Consider the following 18891-nt stretch of genomic DNA (forward strand, 5'->3'; position numbering starts at 1 on the left):
CGAACCGGGCGGATGCCACAGGGCCGGCCCCGTGGCATCCGCCCAGGCCGTGCGCCCGCGGCGAACCGCGGCGGCACCGGGGGAGGGCGGCCGTAGGGTTGGCGCATGAGCATGCATTCGACCGCACCCGGAGGCCAGTCGGGGCGCATGGGCAAGCCGCGCACGCGGATCGCCTCGTCGGATGAGGCGGCGCAGCGCGCGGCGAACGCCGAGGCGCCGAAGATCCCGCACCTGCTGAGCCGCATCGCAGAGCTCTTCGCCCCGCACAGGGCGGCGCTCATCACGACGGTCGTGCTCGTGCTCGTCGGGGCGGCGCTCAGCGTCATCCCGCCGCTCCTCACGCAGCGCGCGTTCGACGACGGGCTGTTCCCGAGCGGCGCGGGCGGCGAGGCATCCCCGCCGAACCTGCCGGTGCTCACCTCGCTCGTGGTCGCGATGATCGCCGTGTTCGTCGTGTCGGCGCTGCTCGGCGTCTGGCAGACGTGGCTGACCTCGACGATCGGCAACAAGGTGATGGGTGCGCTCAGGGTGCGCCTGTTCAGCCACCTGCAGGCGATGGAGCTCAGCTTCTTCACCCGCACGAAGACGGGCGTGATCCAGTCGCGCCTGCAGAACGACGTCGGCGGCGTCGCCGGGGTCCTCACGAACACGGTGTCGAGCGTGCTCGGCAACACGGTGACGGTGATCTCGGCGTTCATCGCGATGCTGCTGCTGAACTGGCAGCTCACGATCATCGCGCTCGTGCTCATGCCGTTCATGGTGATCGCGCAGCGCCGGGTCGGGCAGGTGCGGGCGCGCATCGCGGGCAAGACGCAGGAGTCGCTGTCGGAGATGACGGCGATCACGCAGGAGACGCTGAGCGTGTCGGGCATCCTGCTGTCGAAGAGCTTCACCCGGCAGCAGAGCGAGATCGAACGGTACGCCGACGAGAACCAGAACCAGATCGCGCTGCAGGTGAAGCAGCAGATGACGGGACAGTGGTTCTTCGCGATGGTGAACATCTTCATGTCGTCGATCCCGGCGATCGTCTACCTGGTGGCGGGCTGGCTCATCGCGGGCGGCACGGCGGGGCTCACCGCCGGCACCATCGTCGCGTTCACGACCGTGCAGGCACGGCTGCTCTTTCCGCTCATGGGGCTCATGCGGGTCGCGCTCGACCTGCAGACCTCGAGCGCGCTGTTCGCGCGCATCTTCGAGTACCTCGACCTGCGCCCGACGATCACGGATGCGCCGGACGCGCGCGAGGTGCCGGGCGGGCAGAGCGGGTCGCGGGGTCTCGAGACGAGTCCGACGTCGTCGGGCGCTCCTCGACCGGCGGGAGCGGAGGCGGGCGGGGCGCTCGGCCGCGTCGAGTTCGACGAGGTGTCGTTCCGCTACCCCGACGCCGACGGCGAGGCGCGACCCACGCTCGACGGGGTGAGCTTCACGATCGAGCCCGGCCAGTTCGCGGCGTTCGTCGGGCCGAGCGGCGCCGGCAAGACGACCGTGTCGTACCTCGTGCCGCGCCTCTACGAGGCGTCGTCGGGTGCGGTGCGCTTCGCCGGGGTCGACGTGCGCGAGCTGCGGCAGGAGTCGCTCATGTCGCACATCGGCATCGTGAGCCAGGAGACCTACCTGTTCCACGCGACGATCGCCGAGAACCTGCGGTACGCCAGGCCGGATGCCACGGACGCCGAGCTCGAGGCCGCGGCCAGGGCCGCGAACATCCACGACACGATCGCGTCGTTCCCCGAGGGGTACGACACCGTCGTCGGCGAACGCGGGTATCGGCTCTCGGGCGGCGAGAAGCAGCGCATCGCGATCGCGCGCGTGCTCCTGAAAGACCCGGCCGTGCTCGTGCTCGACGAGGCGACGAGCGCGCTCGACACGATCAGCGAGCGGGTCGTGCAGCAGGCGCTCGACGATGCGGCGCGCGGGCGCACGACGATCGCGATCGCGCACCGGCTCTCGACGGTGGTCGCGGCCGACGTCATCTTCGTCGTGGTCGCGGGGCGCATCGTCGAGCGGGGCACGCACGCCGAACTCGTCGGCGCCGGAGGCGTGTACGCCTCGCTGTACCGGCAGCAGGAGGAACGGCCGGTGCAGGGCGCCGGCGCGCTCGAAGCCTGATCCCGTTCGAATTCACCCTTGCGCCGAACGGGGGACGCCCCAATAGAGTGTGGAGCGTTATCTGCCGGGGGGCCAGAGGGGGCACACGTGTCGACGATCGAGACCGACATGCCCGCGACGGGGGACACAGCGGGTCCGCCGACACCCCCGCGGTCGGCACCGCCGGCGTCGACGGAGTCCCGATCGCGACGCGCACGCCAACGCCGCGTCGGCCTCAGCATCCAGTCGGAGCTGCTCATCATGCTGCTCGGCGTCAGCCTCGTCTCCTCGATCATCGTCGGCGTCATCGGCTTCGTGAGCGGCCGTGAGTCGCTCAAGGCGGCGGCGATCGACCAGCTGACCACGATCCGCGAGCTCAGGACGGGCGAACTCGAGCGGGTGATGACGGGCGTCCAGACCGGAGCCGCGCTCGACTCGCGCAACCTCAGCGCGCAGACCGCGTCGAAGGCGTTCAACGCGGGATGGGACGAACTGCAGGACGTCGCACTCAGCGCTGCCGAGGAGACCGAGCTCGAACAGTTCTACGACGAGGGGTTCATCCCACGGCTCGAGGAGGCGACGGGCGAGGACTTCGCGAGCGGCGGCTTCATCCCGGACTCGCCGGCCGGCCGGTACCTCCAGCTGCACTACACGGCGCCCTTCGACGGCGACTACGACGCCGCCTTCGAGCAGATGGACGCCGGCGACGGCAGCGCCTGGAGCGCGGCGCGCGCCCGGTTCCACGACTACTTCCAGCGGATCATCGCCGCCTCGGACTACGAGGACGTGCTGCTGCTCGACACCGCAGGCGACATCGTCTACTCGGCGTACGGCGGCGTCGACCTCGGCACGAACGTGCTCGACGGACCGTACGAGAACAGCCTGCTCGCCGGCGCCTACCGCGACGCGATGGCGTCGAACTCGGTGAACACCGTGGTCACGACGGACTACGAGCGCTATCAGCCCTCGCTCGGCGTGCCCTCGCTGTGGATCGTGTCGCCCGTCGGCAACGACGCGACCATCACCGGGGCGCTCGCGTACCAGATCCCGATGGACATCGTGAACGACGCGCTCACGGGTGACGAGCGCTGGAAGGAGCAGGGCCTCGGCGACACCGGCGAGATCTACGTGGTCGGCCGCGACCGGCTCATGCGCAGCATCTCGCGCACGCTCGTGGAGCACCCCGACGACTACGTCGCGGCCGTGACCTCGAACGGCACCCCGCCGAGTGTCGCCGAGCGCATCGTGGAGGTCGGCGGCACGGTGCTGCTGCAACCGATCGACTCGCCCGCGGTGGAGCGTGCGCTCGAGGGCGCGTCGGGAACGGACGAATCGATCGGCTACGCCGGGGCCGACGGCATCACGGCGTACACCCCGGTCGAGATCGACGGAGTGGACTGGGTCGCGGTCGCGCGGATCGACACCTCGGAGGCCTTCGCGCCGGTCGACGTGTTCACCCGGAACCTCGTCATCTCCACCCTCGCGATCCTGCTCGCGGTGAGCCTCCTGTCGATGCTGCTCGCCCAGGTGTTCACCCGGCCGGTGCGACGGCTCTCCGACGCGGTGCGCCGGGTCGCGGGCGGCGACCTCACGGTGCAGGTGCCCGCCGGCACCCGCGACGAGTTCGGCGACCTCGGCAACGCCTTCAACGACATGAGTTCGAGCCTGCGCATCAAGCAGGAGCTCATCGAGGAGCAGCGCGACGAGAATGAGCGGCTGCTGCACACGCTCATGCCCGAGACCGTCGCGAAGCGGTATCGCGACGGCGAGGAGACCATCGCCGAGGTGCATCAGGACGTCGCGGTCATCTTCGCCGAGCTCGTCGGATTCGACGACTACGCCTCGACGCTCGACGACGACGAGGAGCTCGGCCAGCTCAATGCGCTGATGCGGAGCTTCGACGAGGCGGCCGAGCGGGCCGGGGTCGAGAAGGTGCGCACGCTCCGCAACGGCTACCTCGCGAGCTCGGGGCTCATCGTGCCGCGCGTCGACAACGTGCGCCGGGCGGTCGACTTCGCGGTCGAGCTGCGCAGCGTGATCTCGCGCTTCAACGCGCAGCACGAGGCATCCGTCGAACTGCGCGCGGGCGTCTCGAGCGGTAGCGTCACGAGCGGTCTCGTCGGCCGGACCAGCCTCGCCTACGACCTGTGGGGCGACGCGGTGAACCTCGCCTACCGGGTGCGCGGGGTCACCGGCAGCCCGGGCATCTACGTCAGCCAGGCGGTGAAGGACCGGATGCTCGAGGGCGCGCGGATCGTGTCGGCCGGCACCATCGAGACGGCGAGCGGCGCCGAGACCGTCTGGCGGGTGGAGTAGCCGTGGAGGAGCTGTTCGGCTCGGGCTGGCTCGTCTGGGCGATCGTGCTCGCCCTCGGCGTGCCGCTCGTGCTCGTCGTCCTCACCGAGGTGCTCGGCTGGCTGACCCGGCGCGGCAGCGCGGCGGCGAAGCCCGTGCGGCTGCTGCGCAACTGGGTGGTGCCCGTCGCGGCCCTGTTCGGGCTCCTGATCTTCGCCGTGCAGTCGCCGGCCGACCAGGTCTGGGCGCGGGTGGTGGCGACCGTGCTCGGCTTCCTCGTCATCCTGCTCGTGCTCAGCGCACTCAACGTCGCCCTGTTCGCGAACGCGAAGCCGGGCAGCTGGCGCGAGCGGATCCCGTCGATCTTCGTCGACCTCGGCCGGCTCGTGCTCATCGTGGTCGGGCTCGCGATCCTCTTCTCCTGGGTGTGGAACGCCGACGTCGGCGGCCTGATCGCGGCCCTCGGCGTCACCTCGATCGTGATCGGACTTGCGCTGCAGAACGCGGTCGGCGGCATCATCTCGGGGCTCCTGCTGCTCTTCGAGCAGCCGTTCAAGCTCGGCGACTGGCTCGACGCGGCGGGGGTGCGCGGCCGGGTCGTCGAGGTGAACTGGCGGGCGGTGCACATCGACACCGGCGCGGGCGTGCAGATCGTGCCGAACTCCTCGCTCGCGGGAGCCTCGTTCACGAACCTCAGCCTGCCCACCGAGCTGCATCGGGCTGGCACCACCGTGGTGTTCTCGACCGACGACCCGCCGCACGAGGTCATCGAGCTGCTCGTCGAGGTCGCCGGCACGCTGCCGATGCGGATGCCCGGCGAGGCGCCGTCCGCACGGTACCTCGGCGCGGCGAAGTACGAGGTCGACGTGCCCGTGCAGGGCCCGGCCACGGCCGACGCCGCCGTCTCGCTGCTGCTCGCCTGGCTCTGGTACGCCGCCCGGCGGCGCGGGCTCTCGCTCGACGGCGACGCGAGCGACCCGATCGCCGAGCCCGAACGGCTCGACGAGGCCCTCGCACTGGTCGCCCCCGCGTTCCGGCTGAGCGCCGACGACCGGGCGCGACTCGCCCCGAGCTGCCGCCTCGAGCGGTACGGCGCCGGCGAGGTCGTGCAGCAGCCAGACCGCGTGCCCGATGTGATGCGGGTCGTCGTCGACGGCCGCCTCCGGCTGGCGGTCGTGACCGATCGCGGGGCCATCGAGTCGGGCGTCGCCGACGTCGGCGACTCGGTCGGCCAGACGGTGCTGACGCGCGAGCCGTCCTTCGTGCGCGCCACCGCCGCCGAGACCACGACGGTGCTCGTCATGCCGCTCGCGGTGATCGACGAGATCGTGCACTCGAACCCCGCGGTCGCCCGCGACATCGGCCAGGCGATCGAGACGCGTCGTCGCGCGGCGGCCGATGCGCTGGCCTCGGCGGGGATCGTGCGGGGGGCGCTCGACCGGCGCTGAATCACGACTTTCGCCGTGCCGCCACCGGGCACGGCAGCCGGGTCGCAGTAGCGTGGTCGACACGATGCCGAGGGGGAGAGACATGGCGGAACGGCTCGGCGGGGGCGGCGCACCGAGGAGTGCGCCGACGGACGCGAAGGCGCTCAACCGACGGGTCGTCGGGCTCGCGGCGGCGGGCGCCGTCGGCGGGTTCCTGTTCGGCTTCGACTCCTCGGTCGTGAACGGCGCGGTCGACGCGATCGAGCAGCAGTTCGGGCTCTCGGCGGCGGCCACGGGCTTCGCGATCGCGAGCGCGCTGCTCGGCTGCGCGATCGGTGCCGAGCTCGCGGGCCGGCTGGCCGACCGGTGGGGCCGCATCCCGGTGATGCTGCTCGGTTCGGTGCTGTTCCTCGTGTCGTCGATCGGGTCGGGGCTCGCCTTCGCCGGCTGGGACCTGACGATCTGGCGCATCATCGGCGGTGTCGGCATCGGCATCGCCTCGGTCGTTGCGCCCGCGTACATCGCCGAGATCTCACCGCGCAAGCAGCGCGGCAGGCTCGCGTCGCTGCAGCAGCTCGCGATCGTGTTCGGCATCTTCGCGGCGCTCCTCTCGGATGCGCTCTTCGCGACGGCGGCGGGCGGCGCGAGCGAGCCGTTCTGGTTCGGGCTCGAGGCCTGGCGGTGGATGTTCCTCGCCTGCATCGTGCCATCGGTGGTCTACGGCGTGCTCGCGCTGCGGCTTCCCGAGTCGCCGCGGTTCCTGATCAAGCAGGGCAAGGAGGACATCGCGCGCGGGGTGCTGGCGCAGATCCAGCCGGCCGACGAGATCGACCGTTCCGTGCGCGAGATCCACGACTCGATCGCGAACGACCAGCTCGCGAACCGCAAGGGCGCGCTCCGCGGCCCCGTGCTCGGGCTGCGGCCGATCGTGTGGATCGGCATCCTGCTGTCCGTGTTCCAGCAGTTCGTCGGCATCAACGTGATCTTCTACTACTCCACGACGCTGTGGAGCGCGGTCGGCTTCGACGAGTCGAACTCGCTGCTCATCAGCGTGCTCACCTCGGTGACGAACATCGCCGTGACCTTCGTCGCGATCGCGCTCGTCGACCGGGTCGGCCGGCGCCCGCTGCTGCTCGTCGGCTCGGTGGGCATGACCCTGTCGCTCGCGACGATGGCGGTCGCGTTCGGCAACTCGGTGACGGTCGACGGCGAACTCAGCCTGCCGGGGGCGTGGGGGCCGGTCGCGCTCGTCGCGGCGAACCTCTTCGTCGTCGCGTTCGGCTTCTCGTGGGGCCCGCTCGTGTGGGTGCTGCTCGGCGAGATCTTCCCGAACAGCATCCGGGCGCGGGCGCTCGGGCTCGCGGCGGCCGCGCAGTGGATCGCGAACTTCCTCGTCACGGTGAGCTTCCCGGTGATGAGCGACTTCTCGCTCGTGTTCACCTACGGCATGTACGCGACATTCGCGGCGCTGTCGTTCTTCTTCGTGCTCACGAAGGTGCCCGAGACGAACGGCATGTCGCTCGAGCAGTCGGAGACGCTGTTCCCGCCGAAGGGTTCGGCGAAACGGCAGCAGCCCGCGGTCGAGTGATTCCGGTGGTCGAGGAGCGCCCGACGCAGTCGGACGCGTCTCGAGACCAGGTGCGGTGGTCTCGAGACGCGTGCTCCTTCGTCGCTCGCTCCTCGACCGGCGGGGTGGGGCTCGCTACTCGACCGACGAGGGGGCGCCGCGCTCGGCGAGCATCGACTCCATGAGTTCGATCTCGCTCGTCTGACTGTCGACGATCGACTGCGCGAGCGCGACGACGACCTCCGTCGAGGAGCGGTCGAGGACGGCCTCGGCCATGTCGACCGCGCCCTGATGGTGGGCGATCATGAGCTCGAGGAAGCGGACCTCGGCGTCGACGCCGTCGAGCGTACGGAGTTCGGCGACCTGGGCCGGCGTCGCGAGGCCCGGCATCGGGGCGCCGGGCTCGTGCAGCGGCGCCTCGGCACCGTCGGTCGCGCCGTGCGAGCCATGGCCCGTGCCGTCGGCGGCCGGGCGGGTCATCCACGTCATCGACGGCTCCGAGCCCGCCTGCGGGAGCCCCCAGCTCGCGAGCCAGCCGTACATCTGCCCGGCCTGCTGCGCCTGCGTCGTCGCGATGTCGTAGGCGAGGAGGCGCACCTCCTCGTCGGTGGTCAGATCGCGCACGATCATCGCGAGCTCGACGCCCTGCTGGTGGTGCACCTGCATGTCGCGTGCGAAACCGGCCTCGGCGCTCGTGGTCGTCGGGGTGGGTTCGGCGAGGGTCGAGAGCCGGCCGATCGAGTACGCCGCGATCGCGACGATGACGACGGCGAGGGATGCCACGACCGCGACCGCGATGCGCCCGCCCCGCCGCGCGCGGTGGGTCGCGGTCGCGTCGCCTGCGGTCGCGTCGCCTTCGGCCAAGTCGCTCTCGATCACGTCGCCCGAGGTCACGACACCTTGCCGGGCGCGTCGTACGCGCCGGTGCAGAGTGCGCCGGGCTCGGGCACGTTCTGGCTCTGCCAGTACTCCTCGAGGAACTCGGCGATGCGGGGGTCGTCGGCGTCGTCGACCTGGAGCTGCGCGTTCCAGCCGCTCAGCACGATGGGGGAGGGCAGGCCCTCGAAGGGCGACAGCACGACGTAGCTCGACGGGAGCTTGGCCTTGAGGGCCTCGAGCTCGTCGCCGGAGACCTCGGGCGCGTCGTAGGTGACCCAGACCGCACCGTGCTCGAGGGAGTGCACCGCGTTCTCGTTCGGCACGGGCTCCTCGTAGACGCCGCAGTTGAGCCAGACCTGATTGTGCTCGCCCCCGGCGGGCGGGGTCTGCTCGTAGTCGACGATGCCCTCGACGTGACCTGCGCCGTTGTCGAAGGTCTCGACGCCCTCGATCTTCGTGCCGTCGCCGCCCGCGCCGTAGCTCGCAGGCTGCGGGGTGAGCACGATCGTGGTGATGAGCAGGCCCACGACCGCGACGCCCGCGGTGACGCTCGACCAGAGCACGATCTTGCGGTTGCGCTTGGCCCTGGCCTCCTTCTTGCGGAACTCCTCGAGCTTGCGCTGACGCTCGGCGGCGCGCTGCTGCTTGATGCTCTCCTGCTTGGCCTGCTGCTTCGCCTTCGGGGGGATGGGCGGGGTCGCGCTCACGCGGGGCCTCTCTCGGGGTCGTGGACGCCGCGGCGCGGGGAACGCCGACGGCGGGAGGAACGTCGGAACCTATACGAACGCATGCGGCTGGGAGAACGCCGCATCGAACGGACGGCCCGCGGCACGTGGCATCCGGCCTGTGCCATCGACATCGTGGCACCCCGCGGCGCACCCGGCTAGAGTTGACGACGTGATCCTCTCGCTGTGTTGTCGCTGACGCCGACGTCGCCCGACCCCGCACGCACACGCACGCTTTCCCGCCCGACCGTTCGCCGCCCGTCATACCGCCGGCTCGAGCAGCCGTGGCCGATTCGCAAGGACACCCCATGAAGTACGCAGAAACCATCGTCGATCTCGTCGGCGACACCCCGCTCGTCAAGCTCCAGCACGTCACGAAGGGCATCACGGATGCCACGGTGCTCGTCAAGCTCGAGTACCTGAACCCGGGGGGCTCCTCGAAGGACCGGATCGCGGGTCGCATCATCGACGCCGCCGAGCGCGACGGCCTCCTGAAGCCGGGCGGCACGATCGTCGAGCCGACGAGCGGCAACACCGGGGTGGGGCTCGCGCTCGTCGCGCAGCAGCGCGGCTACCGCTGCGTGTTCGTCTGCCCCGACAAGGTGGGTGAAGACAAGCGCAACGTGCTCACCGCCTACGGCGCCGAGGTCGTCGTGACGCCGACGGCGGTCGCGCCCGACAGCCCCGAGTCGTACTACGGCGTCTCCGACCGGCTCGCCCGCGAGATCCCGGGGGCGTTCAAGCCCGACCAGTACTCGAACCCGAACGGTCCGCGTTCGCACTACGAGACGACGGGCCCCGAGATCTGGCGCGACACCGACGGCAAGGTCACGCACTTCGTCGCGGGCGTCGGCACGGGCGGCACGATCACGGGCACCGGCCGCTACCTGCGCGAGGTGTCGAACGACGGCGTGCGCATCATCGGCGCCGACCCCGAGGGCTCGGTGTACTCGGGCGGCACGGGCCGGCCCTACTTCGTCGAGGGCGTCGGCGAGGACTTCTGGCCGACGGCCTACGACCCGAGCGTTCCGCACGAGATCATCGCCGTGAGCGACGCCGACTCGTTCGCGATGACCCGGCGGCTCGCCCGCGAGGAGGGCATCCTCGTCGGCGGCTCGAGCGGCATGGCCGTCGTGGCGGCGCTCGAGGCGGCGGCCGCGCCGGGCGTCACGGTCGACGACGTGTTCGTGGTGCTGCTGCCCGACGGCGGCCGCGGCTACCTCGGCAAGATCTTCAACGACAAGTGGATGCGCGCGTACGGCTTCGGCAACGCCCCGGCCGGCCACACGATCGCCGAGCTGCTCGCGGCGAAGGCCGACCGCACCGCGCCCCTCGTCTACGTGCACCCGAGCGACACGGTGAAGGAGGCGATCGACCGCATGAGCGAGACGGGCGTCTCGCAGCTCGTCGTGCTCTCGGCCGAGCCGCCCGTCGTGCTCGGCGAGGTGCTCGGCGCGCTCCACGAGGCCGAGCTCCTCGACCAGGTGTTCTCGGGGCGGGTGAAGCTCACCGACGAGGTGAGCACCGTCGTCGGCGAACCGCTTCCGCTCATCGGAGTGACCGAGCCCGTGGCATCCGCCCGCCAGGCCTTCACCGACGCGCCCGCGATGCTCGTCACCGACGGGGGCAAGGCGCTCGGCGTGATCACCCGCACCGACCTCCTCGGCTACCTCTCCCACTGACCCTTCTTCACCGGCCCCTCTTCACGAAAGCCCACTGATCATGAACCACGACGACGCACGCTTCGACACCCGCGCGATCCACGCCGGCCAGGCCTTCGACCCGACGACGGGCGCGGTCATCCCGCCGATCTACCAGACCTCGACCTACGTCCAGGACGGCATCGGCGGGCTCCGCAGCGGTTACGAGTACTCGCGCGGCGGCAACCCGACCCGCACCGCGCTCGAGACCCAGGTCGCCGCGCTCGAGGGCGGCGCGCACGGACTCTCCTTCGCCTCCGGTCTCGCCGCCGAAGACGCGCTGCTGCGAACGGTCGTGAAGCCGGGCGACCACATCCTCATCGGTAACGACGTGTACGGCGGCACCCACCGTCTCATCCGCCGGGTCTTCGGCGACTGGGGCGTTCGGCACACGACGGTCGACACGAGCGACGTCGACGCGGTGCGCGCCGCGATCGAACCGTCGACGAAGGTGCTCTGGGTCGAGACCCCGTCGAACCCCCTCATGAAGATCTCGGATGTCACGGCGCTCGCCGAGCTCGGACACGAGGCGGGCCTCATCGTGGTCGTCGACAACACCTTCGCGTCGCCGGCGCTGCAGCAGCCGCTCGCGCTCGGCGCCGACGTCGTCGTGCACTCGACGACGAAGTACCTCGGCGGGCACTCCGACGTGGTCGGCGGCGCGCTCGTCTTCGCGGGCGGCGAGCGCCTCGACGAGGTGCACGAGCGGGTGAAGTTCACCCAGTTCGCGGCGGGCGCGGTGTCGGGTCCGTTCGACGCGTTCCTCACCTCGCGCGGCATCAAGACCCTCGGGGTGCGGATGCAGCGCCACAGCCAGAACGCGCTCGCGATCGCACGTCGACTCGACGAGCACGCGGGCGTCGAGCGGGTGTACTACCCGGGGCTCGAGTCGCACCCGGGCCACGAGCTCGCGGGCCGGCAGATGTCGGGCTTCGGCGGCATGCTCTCGATCGCGCTCGCGGGCGGCGGGGAGGCGGCGCGCCGTTTCGCGGAGTCGACCGAGCTGTTCCAGCTGGCCGAGTCGCTCGGCGGCGTCGAGTCGCTCGTGAACTACCCGTCGGAGATGACGCACGCCTCGGTGAAGGGCACCGAGGCCGAGGTGCCCGAGTCGGTGGTGCGCCTCTCGGTGGGCATCGAGGACGTCGACGACCTGCTCGCCGACATCGACCAGACGCTCGCGCGCCTGTAGCGGTCGCGGGGGCGCCGGGAATCGGCGCCCCGCACCGCCGCCGGTGCGACAATGGAGGTGACGGCGCGCGGCACGTCACCGGCGCCGCTGGGAGATGAGTCTCATGGTCTGGCTCTGGATCACCGTGATCGTCGTCGTCATCCTCGCGATCATCCTCTTCTTCATGTCCGTGAGGATCGTGAAGCAGTACGAGCGCGGCGTCGTGCTGCGGTTCGGCCGCCTGCACAACGTGCGCGATCCGGGCATCCGGTTCATCATCCCCATCGTCGACGTGATGACGAAGGTCTCGCTGCGGGTGGTGACGCTGCCGATCCAGTCGCAGGGCATCATCACGCGCGACAACGTGAGCGTCGGGGTCTCGGCGGTCGCGTACTACCGGGTGACCGACGCCGTGAAGTCGGTCATCGTGATCGAGAACGTGCTGTCCGCCATCGACCAGATCGCGCAGACCACCCTGCGCAAGGTCATCGGTCAGCACTACCTCGACGAGGCGCTCTCCGACACGGCCGTCCTGAACGTGAACATCCGCGAGATCCTCGACGTGACGACCGCCGAGTGGGGCGTGCAGGTGACGCTCGTCGAGCTGAAGGACATCCTGCTGCCCGACGCCATGAAGCGGGCGATGGCCCGCCAGGCCGAGGCCGAACGCGAGAAGCGCGCGAAGATCATCGCGGCCGAGGGCGAGGCGCTCGCCGCCACGCAGCTCGGCGTCGCGAGCGACACGATGATGTCGCATCCGCTCGCCCTGCAGCTGCGCACCCTGCAGACGCTCGTGGAGGTCGGCGTCGACAAGAACACCCTCGTGGTGGTTCCGGCGCCGCTGCTCGGCTCGATCGGCGAGCTGACCTCGTTCATCGACCGGGAGACGGCGGTCGCGCAGCTGCGCGCGCACTGACCGACGGTGCGCCCCGTGCGCGGCCGGGGTGTCGCGCCCAGTGGCAGGATATCGATGAAAGGTGTCGATCCAGCCATCGCGGCGCATCGTCGGGATGCCCCAGAATGAGCGGGTGACTTCGAACGACACCGCCGCACGTGCGGCCGAGCCCGCCGTGAGCGGCGAGCACCACGGCGGCACCCTCGGCCTCGGGCAGGGCACCGCGCTGTACATCGCGAGCGTGCTCGGCACGGGCATCCTCGTGCTGCCCGGGCTCGCCGCCGAAGCCGCCGGTCCGGCGTCGATCGTCGCGGTCGCGGCGGTGCTCGTGCTCTCAATCCCGCTCGCCGGCACCTTCGCGGCGCTCGCCGCGCGGTACCCCGACGCGGGCGGCGTCGCGAGCTACGTGCGCCGCGCGCTCGGCGACACCGCCGCGCGCATGGCCGGCTACTGGTTCTACTTCGGGGTGTGCATCGGCGCGCCCGTGCTCGCGGTGCTCGGCGGCGAGTACGTCGTCGCGGTGCTCGGGCTCGACCGCTCGGCGGTGCCGGTCATCGGTCTCGCGGTGTTCCTGCCGCCGTTCGTCGCGAACTGGTTCGGCGTGCGCGTCGCGGGCTGGGTGCAGTTCGTGCTCTCTGGGCTCCTCGTGACGGTCGTCGTCGGGGTCGTCGCGGTCACCTTCCCCGCGGCCGACGCGGCGAACTTCCAGCCGTTCCTGCCGAACGGCTGGGCGGGCGTCGGCACCGCCATCAGCCTCTTCGTGTGGGCGTTCGCCGGGTGGGAGGTCGGCACCCACATCGCCGGCGAGTTCAAGAACCCGCGCCGCACCATCCCGATCGCGACGGCGATCGCCGTCGCCGTGGTCGGGGTCGGCTACCTCGCGCTGCAGTTCGTGACGGTCGCGGTGCTCGGCGACCGGGCGGGCGACGGGCAGGTGCCCCTGCTCGACCTCGTCGAGACCACCGCACCCGGCATCGGCCCCGTGCTCGTCGCGATCATCGCCGCCATCGTCACCGTCGGGGTGATGAACGCCTACCTGCCCGCATTCGGCAAGCTCGGCGCCGCCCTCGGCCGGGACGGCGATCTGCCCCGGTTCCTCGCGAAGGGCGCCGCCGACGGCGAGGTGCCCCGCCGCGCGCTCGCCGTGACGGGCGTGCTCATCCTCGTCTACTACGGGCTGATGCTCGCGAACGACCTCGACCTCACCGGGTTCATCCTCATCCACACGAGCAACATGGTCGCGATCTACGCCGCGGGCATGCTCGCCGCGACCCTGCTGCTGCGACGCTGGTCGTTCGGCTGGTGGCTCGCGGTCGTCGCCACGGTGATGACGGCGGGGCTCCTCGTGCTCGCCTGGCAGAACCTGCTCGTGCCGGCCCTGCTCGCGCTCGCCGCGGTCGCGGTGACGGTCGTGCGGCGGTGGCGCTCGCGACGGGTGGCACCGAGCGAAACTCCCGTCGAACGAACCGCAGACCCCGACCGCCAGCCAGAGGAGCAGCCCGCGTGACCGAGTACCGCGCCCATTTCGACGCCGAGATCGACTTCGTCAACGGGGGAGGGTTGCGTGCGGAGGGGTTCCGCCTCGACCTGCCCTCGCCCGAACTCGGCGAGGCCGAGATCGGCGAACTGCTCGTGCGGCACCTCGGGCTCGCGCTCGTCGGTCGCGTCGCGCTCGCGAATCTCGAGATCGTCGCCGAACCGCACCGCGGATCGCGCGGCGTCGGCACCGTGGCATCCGCCCAGGCGAACGATGACCACCGCACCCTCGTCGATCTCAGCCACCCGATCTCGGCGGGGCTCGTCACCTACCCCGGACTGCCCGCGCCGACGATCACGCCGCACCTCACCCGCGAGGCCTCGCGCGCGCACTACGCGCCCGGCACCGAGTTCGCGCTCGACGTGATCACGATGATCGGCAACACGGGCACCTACCTCGACAGCCCGTACCACCGCTACGCGGGCGGCGGCGACCTCGCGAGCCTGTCGCTCGAGACGCTCGTCGGCCTCCCGGCCGAGGTGTTCAGACTGACGGATGCCACGGAGCGGGGCATTCCGGCGGAGGTGTTCTTCGACCGCGAGTTGGCCGGCACGGCCGTGCTGCTGCACACGGGGTGGAGCCGCCACTTCGGGCGGCCCGAGTACGCGACGGGGGCGCCGTTCCTCACCGAGGCCGGGGCGCGGCACCTCGTCTCGGTCGGCGTCGCGGCGGTGGGCATCGACTCGCTCAACATCGACGACGCCGAGTCGGCCGGCGAGCGCCCCGCGCACTCCGTCCTGCTCGCGGCCGGCGTGCACGTGATCGAGCACCTGACGGCGCTCGAGCGGGTGCCGGTGCGCGGGGCGCGGTTCACGGCGGTGCCGCCGCGGGTCGAGGGCTTCGGCACGTTCCCGGTGCGGGCCTTCGCGGAGGTGCCGGGACCTCAGGCGGTCGGGTAGCGACGAAGGATCGTTTCGAGAGCGGGTGACCGGGTCTCGAGACGCGTCCGACTGCGTCGGGCGCTCCTCGACCACCGGGGACTCGACCACCGGGGACTCGACCGGCGAGGACTCGACCGGCGGGCGGTGCGGCGCGTACGGCACAATTGAGGGATGAGCGTTCCGGCCTATTCCCTGCGCGACGGCAACACCATCCCCGCGATCGGGCTGGGCACCTACGGGCTCAACGACCAACTCGGCATCGAGGCGATCACCTCGGCGATCGACGGCGGGTACCGCCTCATCGACACCGCCTACAACTACGGCAACGAAGAGGCCGTGGGCGAGGCGATCGAGCGCACCGAGGTCGACCGCAGCGATCTCGTCATCACGACGAAGCTGCCGGGCCGGCACCACGGTTTCGACGAGACCATCGCGAGCTTCGAGGAGTCGCGCGGGCGACTCGGCCTCGAGTGGGTCGACCTGTACCTCATCCACTGGCCGCTGCCGCGCGTCGACAAGTTCGTCGAGAGCTGGCGGGCGATGATCTCGCTGCGCGAGAAGGGGCTCGTCCGGGCGCTCGGCGTCTCGAACTTCACGCAGCCGATGCTGGAGCGACTCATCGACGAGACGGGCGTGGTGCCCGTGGTCAACCAGGTCGAGCTGCACCCGTACTTCCCGCAGGGCGAGCTGCGCGCGTTCCACGACGAGCACGACATCCGCACCGAGAGCTGGAGCCCGCTCGCGCGTCGCACCGACCTCCTGCAGGAGCCCGTCATCGTCGAGCTCGCCGCCGCGCACGGCGTCAGCCCTGCGCAGCTCGTGCTGCGCTGGCACGTCGAGCTCGGGGCGGTGCCGATCCCGAAGTCGTCCGACGCCGCACGGCGCCGCGAGAACCTCGACGTGTTCGGCTTCTCGCTCAGCGCCGAGGAGGTCGACGCGATCTCGTCGCTGTCGCGCGGCCGGATCTGGGGCGCCGACCCCGAGACGCACGAAGAGTTCTGAGCGGCGCCCGCCGCGAGGCATCCCGACTGGACTTCAAGGGCACTCGAAGTCGTAGGCTCGGTCGGGTGAGTGAATCGACCGCCGAGACCGACGCGACTTCGTCCGACGCACCCGAGCAGCGCGAGGCGAAGGGGCCGCTCTCGAAGCCGTACCGGTGGCTCTCGATCGGCATGTTCTCGCTCATCTTCCTCGCGGCGTTCGAGGCGATGGCCGTGACGACCGTCATGCCGATCGTCGCGAGCGACCTCGACGGGGTGGCGCTGTTCGCGCTCGCGTTCGCGGTGCCGCTCGCGGCGGGCATCATCGGCATGGTCATCGCCGGCAACTGGACCGACCGGTCTGGGCCGCTGCCCTCGCTCGTCACCGCGGCCGTGCTGTTCGTCGTCGGCCTCCTCATCGCCGGCACCGCCACCGACATGGTGACGCTCATCGTCGGCCGGTTCGTGCACGGACTCTCGGGCGCCGCCGTCATCGTGCCGCTCTACGTGATCGTCGCCCGCGTCTACCCCGAGGCGCTGCGCGCCCGCGTGTTCGCGGGGTTCGCCGCGGCGTGGGTGATCCCGTCGATCGTCGGGCCCGCCGTCGCCGGGCTCGTCGCCGAGACGTTCAGCTGGCACTGGGTGTTCCTCGGGGTCATCGTGCTCGTCGCCCCGGCTGCGGCGATGGTCGTGCCGCCGATCGTGCGGGTGCGCGAGAAGATCCAGGGCGACCCGGATGTCCCGTGGAGCGTCGCGCGGGTCGGCTGGGCGGTGCTCACCGCGGTCGCCGCCCTCGGGCTCTCGCTCGCGAAGGAGTTCGGCGACCCGTGGCGCTGGGTGGTGGCCGCTGTGGCGGTCGCGCTCATCATCGTCGCAGCGCGGCCGCTGCTGCCCGCCGGAACCCTGCGCGCCGCGCGCGGGCTGCCCGCGACCGTGCTGCTCAGGCTGATCGTCGCGGGGGCGTTCTTCGGCAGCGAGATCTACCTGCCGTACCTCTTCATGGAGCGCTACGAGTTCTCGGCGAGCCTCGCCGGCGCCGTGCTCACCGGGGCCGGGGTCAGCTGGGCGGTGGCGTCGTGGCTGCAGGGCCGGCTCGGCGATCGGGTGTCGAACGTGCAGGCCGTGCTGATCGGATCGGTGCTGCTCGCCGTCTCGCTCGCGGTCGTGCTCGCGGTCGCCGCGTTCACACTGAGCCCTGTGATCGCGTTCGTCGCGTGGACGCTCGCGGGCGGCGCGATGGGGTTCATGTACCCGCGGCACTCGGTGGCGGTGCTCGGCCTCTCGCCCGTTTCGGCGCAGGGGTTCAACAGTGCGGCGCTCTCGATCGGCGAGTCGCTCGGCGCCTCGTCGGCGCTCGCCATCACGGCGCTCGTGTCGAGCGCGGTGGCGGCGTCGGCGTTCACGGCCGACTTCACGGTGACGCTCGCGATCGCGCTCGTCGCCGTGGTGCTCGCGCCGCGCGTGCGGCCGCTGCCCGTGGCATCCGCCGCCTGACTCGCGCGAGGTTCGCTCGGCCGCGAAACCCGGTCGAGCGAAGTCGGGTTTCCGGGCAGATCGGGTCGAATCGAATCGATCCCGCCATGTGACTGTCACATGCCGACGTTGTGCGATCGACGTCGGCGTGCATAATGGAAGCACTCTCGATGTGAACGTGCACATCGACGTCGATCGGTCTGGCAGTGAATCCTGAGTCTCCCAAGGGGCGGGCGCCCAGCATCCGCGATGTCGCGCGCCTCGCCGAGGTCTCGCACCAGACGGTCTCGCGGGTGCTCAACGACCATCCGAGTATCCGCCCCGAGACCCGCGACCGGGTCGTCGCCGCGATGGAGGCGCTGCAGTACCGGCCCAACCGCGCCGCCCGCGCCCTCGTCACGAGCCGGTCGCACACGATCGGCGTGCTCGCCTCGACGAGCACCGAGTACGGCCCCGCGACGAGCATCGCCGCCATCGAGGACGCAGCGCGCGAGCACGGCTACTACGTCAACACCGCGAACATCGCCGACCCTTCGCCCGCGGGCATCGCCGACGCCCTCGAGCACCTGATGCTGCAGGCGATCGAGGGGCTCGTCGTCATCGCCCCGCAGGTGCGCGTCTTCGACGTGCTCGCCACCGCGCCCATCGGGGTGCCGTTCGTGAGCCTCCAGTCGACGGGGCGCAGCGACCACCTCGCGCTCTCGGTCGACCAGGTGACCGGCGCACGCCGCGCGACCCAGCACCTGATCAACCTCGGCCACCGGGACATCGTGCACCTCGCCGGCCCGCAGGACTGGATCGAGGCCGAGGCCCGCATGCGCGGGTTCCTCGACGCGATCGGCGACGCCGACCTCAACCTGCGCCCGCCGATCCTCGGCGACTGGAGCGCCGACTTCGGCTACTTCGCGGGCCGGGAGCTGCTGCGCCACCGCGACTTCACCGCCGTGTTCGCGGCGAACGACCAGATGGCGATCGGGCTCATGCACGCCGTGCGCGATGCGGGCCTCGACGTGCCGGGCGACATCAGCGTCGTCGGCTTCGACGACATCCCGGTGGCGCAGCACGTGTGGCCGCCGCTCACCACGGTCTACCAGGACTACCGCGAGACCGGTCGCCGCGCCGTGGCTGTGCTGCTCAACCAGCTGCACGGCGAGCAGGTGCTCGAGGTCGAGCAGGTCGTGCCCCGCCTCGTGGTGCGGGGCTCGACGGGCGAGGCGCCCGCGCCGCGCACCGGCCAGCGGCCGTAGCTGCGGCGCCCCGCGGGGGTCGCACGGCG

Annotated in this window: 14 protein-coding genes; 12 read left to right on the forward strand and 2 right to left on the reverse strand. The window is 71.2% G+C overall.

Going from position 1 to position 18891, the window contains the following annotated elements:
- The first annotated feature begins 105 nt into the window (after positions 1 to 105).
- The 4 genes from ACFVTX_RS07210 to ACFVTX_RS07225 all read left to right on the forward strand — a co-directional run bounded on the left by ACFVTX_RS07210 (position 106) and on the right by ACFVTX_RS07225 (position 7398).
- A complete protein-coding gene (locus ACFVTX_RS07210) occupies positions 106 to 2109 on the forward strand; it encodes an ABC transporter ATP-binding protein (RefSeq protein ID WP_386898907.1) in 2004 nt (667 codons plus the stop codon).
- A gap of 87 nt (positions 2110 to 2196) precedes the next feature.
- Entirely contained in the window at positions 2197 to 4404 is a 2208-nt protein-coding gene (locus ACFVTX_RS07215) for an adenylate/guanylate cyclase domain-containing protein (RefSeq protein WP_386898908.1), read from the forward strand.
- A gap of 2 nt (positions 4405 to 4406) precedes the next feature.
- Entirely contained in the window at positions 4407 to 5831 is a 1425-nt protein-coding gene (locus ACFVTX_RS07220; protein ID WP_386898909.1) for a mechanosensitive ion channel domain-containing protein, read from the forward strand.
- Positions 5832 to 5913: 82 nt separating this feature from the next.
- Positions 5914 to 7398 carry a sugar porter family MFS transporter gene (locus tag ACFVTX_RS07225; protein ID WP_386898910.1) on the forward strand — a complete coding sequence of 495 codons (1485 nt, stop codon included), beginning with the start codon at positions 5914 to 5916 and terminating at the stop codon, positions 7396 to 7398.
- Positions 7399 to 7512: 114 nt separating this feature from the next.
- On the opposite strand, the gene ACFVTX_RS07230 is transcribed toward ACFVTX_RS07225, so the two are convergent.
- Together ACFVTX_RS07230 and ACFVTX_RS07235 are read right to left on the reverse strand one after the other, a co-directional pair.
- A complete protein-coding gene (locus tag ACFVTX_RS07230; protein ID WP_386898911.1) occupies positions 7513 to 8241 on the reverse strand; it encodes a DUF305 domain-containing protein in 729 nt (242 codons plus the stop codon).
- A 26-nt stretch (positions 8242 to 8267) separates the two neighbouring features.
- Positions 8268 to 8963 (reverse strand): DUF3105 domain-containing protein, encoded by a 696-nt coding sequence (locus ACFVTX_RS07235; RefSeq protein WP_386898912.1) that lies wholly within the window; start codon positions 8961 to 8963, stop codon positions 8268 to 8270.
- Between the two features lie 326 nt (positions 8964 to 9289).
- On the opposite strand from ACFVTX_RS07235, the gene ACFVTX_RS07240 reads away from it, so the two are divergent.
- The 8 genes from ACFVTX_RS07240 (at position 9290) to ACFVTX_RS07275 (ending at position 18862) form a co-directional block, all read left to right on the forward strand.
- Positions 9290 to 10663, forward strand: a complete 1374-nt coding sequence (locus tag ACFVTX_RS07240; RefSeq protein ID WP_386898913.1) for a cystathionine beta-synthase — start codon at positions 9290 to 9292, stop codon at positions 10661 to 10663.
- A 40-nt stretch (positions 10664 to 10703) separates the two neighbouring features.
- Entirely contained in the window at positions 10704 to 11870 is a 1167-nt protein-coding gene (locus ACFVTX_RS07245; protein WP_386898914.1) for a cystathionine gamma-synthase, read from the forward strand.
- A gap of 103 nt (positions 11871 to 11973) precedes the next feature.
- Positions 11974 to 12765, forward strand: a complete 792-nt coding sequence (locus ACFVTX_RS07250; protein ID WP_386898915.1) for a slipin family protein — start codon at positions 11974 to 11976, stop codon at positions 12763 to 12765.
- Positions 12766 to 12877: 112 nt separating this feature from the next.
- Positions 12878 to 14251 carry an APC family permease gene (locus ACFVTX_RS07255; protein WP_386898916.1) on the forward strand — a complete coding sequence of 458 codons (1374 nt, stop codon included), beginning with the start codon at positions 12878 to 12880 and terminating at the stop codon, positions 14249 to 14251.
- Positions 14248 to 15180 (forward strand): cyclase family protein, encoded by a 933-nt coding sequence (locus ACFVTX_RS07260; protein ID WP_386898917.1) that lies wholly within the window; start codon positions 14248 to 14250, stop codon positions 15178 to 15180. Before ACFVTX_RS07255 ends, ACFVTX_RS07260 begins: the two co-directional genes overlap by 4 nt.
- Before the next feature lie 153 nt (positions 15181 to 15333).
- On the forward strand, positions 15334 to 16164 hold the full coding sequence (locus ACFVTX_RS07265) for an aldo/keto reductase (protein ID WP_386898918.1): 831 nt from the start codon (positions 15334 to 15336) through the stop codon (positions 16162 to 16164).
- A 65-nt stretch (positions 16165 to 16229) separates the two neighbouring features.
- Complete coding sequence (locus ACFVTX_RS07270; protein ID WP_386898919.1) at positions 16230 to 17636, forward strand: MFS transporter; 1407 nt, start codon at positions 16230 to 16232, stop codon at positions 17634 to 17636.
- 185 nt (positions 17637 to 17821) lie between these two features.
- Positions 17822 to 18862 (forward strand): LacI family DNA-binding transcriptional regulator, encoded by a 1041-nt coding sequence (locus ACFVTX_RS07275; protein WP_386898920.1) that lies wholly within the window; start codon positions 17822 to 17824, stop codon positions 18860 to 18862.
- The last annotated feature ends 29 nt before the right edge of the window (positions 18863 to 18891 follow it).

Source organism: Agromyces sp. NPDC058136 (assembly GCF_042884375.1).
Classification (GTDB): Bacteria; Actinomycetota; Actinomycetes; order Actinomycetales; family Microbacteriaceae; genus Agromyces.

Coding starts and splice junctions, on each gene's coding strand:
- ACFVTX_RS07210 (WP_386898907.1), top strand. CDS start 106: ATGAGCATGCATTCGACCGCACCCGGAGGCCAGTCGGGGCGCATGGGC.
- ACFVTX_RS07225 (WP_386898910.1), top strand. CDS start 5,914: ATGGCGGAACGGCTCGGCGGGGGCGGCGCACCGAGGAGTGCGCCGACG.
- ACFVTX_RS07240 (WP_386898913.1), top strand. CDS start 9,290: ATGAAGTACGCAGAAACCATCGTCGATCTCGTCGGCGACACCCCGCTC.
- ACFVTX_RS07245 (WP_386898914.1), top strand. CDS start 10,704: ATGAACCACGACGACGCACGCTTCGACACCCGCGCGATCCACGCCGGC.
- ACFVTX_RS07250 (WP_386898915.1), top strand. CDS start 11,974: ATGGTCTGGCTCTGGATCACCGTGATCGTCGTCGTCATCCTCGCGATC.
- ACFVTX_RS07265 (WP_386898918.1), top strand. CDS start 15,334: ATGAGCGTTCCGGCCTATTCCCTGCGCGACGGCAACACCATCCCCGCG.